This window comes from Mesorhizobium sp. M7A.F.Ca.ET.027.03.2.1 (assembly GCF_003999175.1).
GTDB lineage: Bacteria > Pseudomonadota > Alphaproteobacteria > Rhizobiales > Rhizobiaceae > Mesorhizobium.
Map to the genome: position 1 here is coordinate 1 of NZ_RZOM01000697.1, position 3,321 is coordinate 3,321.

Below are 3,321 nucleotides of genomic sequence, written 5' to 3' on the forward strand. Positions count from 1 at the left end.
GCCGTGCTGCGCTACGGCGCGCCGGCCGATCTCGGCTTGGTCGCCGCGATCTTCCCGATCATCGGGCTTGGCATCGTGGTGGCCGGCCGCCGGGCGGCTCGGCCTGTAGAGATGCCTGCCGAGTAATCTCTTTGAAAGCCGTCGGCCGGCTCAGCTGGCCGGCGGCAGATCGAAATCGAGCGCGGCGATGTCATCCAGCGCCGCGCGCAGCTTTTCAGCCTTGTCCCTGCCGACGACATCCTCGAAACGCTGCTGGGCGATCTGCCACAGTTTCATCGCCGCCTCGAGCTTGGCCAGCCCCTGCGGCGTCAGCCGCACACGCTTGACGCGGCGGTCGTCCGGGTCGGCGAAGGTCTCGACATAGCCGTCGCGGATCAGTGGTTTCAGCGTATGGCCGAGCGCCGACAGGTCCATGATCAGCGACGCGGCGATGGCCCCCATCGCCGGCTCGTCGCCGATATGGATTTGGTAGAGCAGTCCCTGCTGTGTCGCCTTGAGGCCTGACGGCTCCACCACATCATCATAAAACTTGCCGAGTTTGCGCGCCGCGCGGCGCAGCGCGGCGTTGTTGCAGAGCGTGAGGCCGGGCAAGCTGTCCTTTGACATGATGGTCCTTGGCGCCGGCGAATGAGGCCCGGCTGCACCCCTCAAATAATCCCGGTCCGGATCATTGACAAGATAGTGGCATATGCCTACTTCGCAATTAGTGGTATATGCCACTAAATCATCAAGCGGCTTCCGGCAGTGCGGCAGATGCCACGGCGCCGGATCAGTCGAAACGAACCAGATCAGTCGAAGAAGGAACAGGACAATGAGTGGACAGGGCAACAAGGGCACGGCGGTCGTCACCGGTGCTTCGTCGGGCATCGGCGCGGTCTATGCCGACCGGCTGGCGGGGCAGGGCTACGATCTGGTGCTGGTGGCGCGGCGCGCCGACCGGCTGGAGGAGCTGGCCGGGAAGCTGCGCCAGACCTACAGCCGCAAGGTCAGCGTGATCAGCGCCGACCTTTCCAATGACAACGACGTCCGCCGCGTCGAACAGGCGATCGCCAGCGACGACAGCGTGACGCTGCTGGTCAATAATGCCGGCCTTGGCGGCCAGTCCGTGGTGGCAACCGCCGATGCGGACGCTGCCGAACGCATGATCAAGGTCAATGTCATCGCCCTGACGCGGCTGACCCGTGCCGTGCTGCCGGGGTTTTTGGCGCGCAACCGAGGTGCGGTCGTCAACATCGCCTCGGTGCTCGCCTATGAGACCTCGTTCGGCGGCATCTACAGCGGTACCAAGGCCTATGTCGTCAACTTCACCGAGGCTCTGCACCGCGAGGTCGAGGGTACGGAGGTGAAGGTGCAGGTGGTGCTGCCGGGCGCGACACGGACGGATTTCTGGGAGCTTGCCGGCAGCGATATCGACCAGCTTCCGAAGGAAATCATCATGAGCGCCGACGATATGGTGGATGCGGCCCTTGTCGGCCTTGCCAGGGGTGAAGCCGTCACCGTGCCGGCGCTCGCCGAGCCGGCCAAACTGGACATTTTCCTCGGTGCCCGGCAGGCCTTCTACGGCAGCCTGCACGCCGACAAGCCGGCGGCCCGCTACGCGGCTTGAGGTTGAGCGCAGAGGCTGGTTTGCTTCGCAAACCAGTACCCCCACCCCGCTGCTTCGCAGCGACCCTCCCCACAAGGGGGAGGGTTAGGGGCGCGCCAACCCCCTTTTGAGGCTTGCAAAAGGCACGCTCCCCACCTCCCCCTTGTGGGGAGGTCGGACCGAAGGTCCGGGTGGGGGTCTGCGCTGACCTTGCAGGACTTGGCTCCTTCTTCGCAATTCCATGGCCGTCTAAGCCGTCCGCCACATCGGAATGATCGAGGCGGCCAGCACCAGTGCCAGCACGATGTTGAGCGCGCGCCATTGCCATTCGGTCTTGAGCAGCCGCGCCAGCACCATTCCGGCCACGCACCACAGTGAAAGCGAGGCGGCGGCCGCGAGGCCGAAGGTGGCGCCGAGCAGCAGCGCGAGCTGCACCGGTCCGCTGGCCAATGCCGCGAACGAGGCCGCGGCACCTAGACCCATCGCCCAGCCTTTCGGGTTCATCCATTGAATGCCGGCGCCGCCGAGAAAGCTGTTCGGCCTGGCCATGCTCACATCCATATTGGGCGGTCCGCTGCGGCCGATCTTGATCGCCAGCCAGACGAGATAGAGCGAGCCGACGACCTTCATGGCCAGTTGCAGCGAAGGCACGGCAAGCAGCAGACCGGCAAGCCCGGCGGCAGCGGCACCCGTGACGGTGGCGAGGCCGGCGGCGCTGCCGACCAGCAGGGGCACGGAACGGCGAAAGCCGAACTGCGCGCCGGACGCCGTAGACAGGGTCGTGGCGATGCCGGGCGTGGTGGTGGCGACGATGGCAAAAAGGATGAGCGGGAGAATGGGCTCGAGCATGCGGCGTCCTCTGTCAGAGGGCTGCGATCGTAGCTGCGTGCGAACTTCAGTAAATGCAATGTTTGCCATGGTCAGCATTAGGATAGATAATGCCACCCATGATCCGAAATCTCGACATGGCGCTGATCCGCACCTTCATCACCGTCGCCGACAAGGCCAGCATGACGGCGGCGGCCAATGCGCTGCACCTGACGCAAGGTGCTGTCAGCCAGCAGGTCAAGCGGCTGGAGGAGGCGCTCGGCTCCAGCCTGTTTACGCGCGACCGGCGCGGCTTGCGGCTGACGCGCGCCGGTGAACAGCTGTTCGGCAGGGGCAAGCGGTTGCTGGCCTTGAATGACGAGATCTGGGCCGAGATGGCTGGGACATCGGTGGCCGGCCAGGTGCGGCTGGGCGTGCCCTACGACCTTGTCGGCACCTTGCTGGCGCCGGTGCTGAAGACCTATGCCGAGACCTATCCGCAGATCGAGATATCGCTGGTCTGCGCCTCGTCGCCGGAACTGACGGCTGCCCTTGCGGCCGGGACCATCGACCTTGCGGTGATCGAGGAACGCGTCGGCCCGTCGGCCGGTGAGTGCCTTGCCATCGATCGGCTGGTCTGGGTCGGTGCCAAGGGCGGCATTGCCCGCGCCAAGCGGCCGCTGCCGGTCTCGATCGTCGCCGATACCTGCGCCTTCCGTCCGGCGGTGCTGGCGGCGCTCGGTGAGCATGGGCTGGAGTGGCGCACCGTGTTCGAAAACGGCAACATCGACGCGACGACCGCGACGGTGCGGTCGGACCTTGCCGTCACCACCTGGCTGGCCTCCACCGTGCCGGCCGATCTGGACATACTGCCATCGGAGTCCGGCCTGCCGCCGCTGCCGAATTTTGCCATCAACCTGCATCTGCCG

Annotated in this window: 4 protein-coding genes; 2 read left to right on the forward strand and 2 right to left on the reverse strand. The window is 65.7% G+C overall.

All coding sequences use genetic code 11. From position 1 onward, the window contains the following. Positions 1-150: 150 nt before the first annotated feature. Entirely contained in the window at positions 151-606 is a 456-nt protein-coding gene (locus tag EN750_RS25115; RefSeq protein ID WP_127398101.1) for a MarR family winged helix-turn-helix transcriptional regulator, read from the reverse strand. Positions 607-811: 205 nt separating this feature from the next. On the opposite strand from EN750_RS25115, the gene EN750_RS25120 reads away from it, so the two are divergent. After that, on the forward strand, positions 812-1,606 hold the full coding sequence (locus EN750_RS25120) for an SDR family oxidoreductase (protein ID WP_127398103.1): 795 nt from the start codon (positions 812-814) through the stop codon (positions 1,604-1,606). Positions 1,607-1,834: 228 nt separating this feature from the next. Here the strand turns inward: EN750_RS25120 and EN750_RS25125 are convergent, their stop codons facing one another. Continuing rightward, positions 1,835-2,434, reverse strand: a complete 600-nt coding sequence (locus EN750_RS25125; protein WP_127398105.1) for a LysE family translocator — start codon at positions 2,432-2,434, stop codon at positions 1,835-1,837. Between the two features lie 98 nt (positions 2,435-2,532). On the opposite strand from EN750_RS25125, the gene EN750_RS25130 reads away from it, so the two are divergent. Beyond that, positions 2,533-3,321 (forward strand): LysR family transcriptional regulator (locus EN750_RS25130; protein WP_127398107.1); only part of this gene is annotated, 789 nt, incomplete at its 3' end.